This is a genomic window from Nitrospira sp., from assembly GCA_005116745.1.
Lineage (GTDB): Bacteria > Nitrospirota > Nitrospiria > Nitrospirales > Nitrospiraceae > Nitrospira_D.
In genome coordinates, this window is sequence record SWDS01000019.1 from 247 (window position 1) to 684 (window position 438).

Annotated in this window: 1 protein-coding gene; it reads left to right on the forward strand. The window is 50.0% G+C overall.

Features of this window, described 5'->3' with window-relative positions:
- The first annotated feature begins 20 nt into the window (after positions 1-20).
- Entirely contained in the window at positions 21-200 is a 180-nt protein-coding gene (locus E8D52_18605; protein ID TKB65243.1) for a hypothetical protein, read from the forward strand.
- Positions 201-438: the final 238 nt, after the last annotated feature.

The window sequence follows — 438 nt, forward strand, 5'->3', positions numbered from 1 at the left end:
GTGTAGTGCGTCATAAATAGATTGACAATCAACTCAAATTCCACTTACAGGAATGTTTTCACGACCTAGGCTACAAGCAAGGCGACTTTCCAGAATCTGAGCGGGCAGCCAATGAGACCATCGCGATTCCGATCTATCCGGAGCTGACATTGGCCCAACAGACCGAGGTGGTTGAGGCGATTGCTAGTTTTTACAGGTAGTCTACAGGGTCAATCTAGTAGGTTGGGCAGCAGACACCGGGCGAACACGCGTTTCCCTGACCGTGTGTTGATCCTCCGAGCGGTACGATAGGAAGGCGGGCAAACTTTGTTCTAGTTCGAGTCCCAGCAAATCGACTGACTTTAAGGGGGAATCTGTGCAATCGGCCAATTTAAATACTACCGTTGAGGAGAACAATAAGTGGAATGCCCAAGGTTCGAGCGTGTCTTCCTGGCTTCG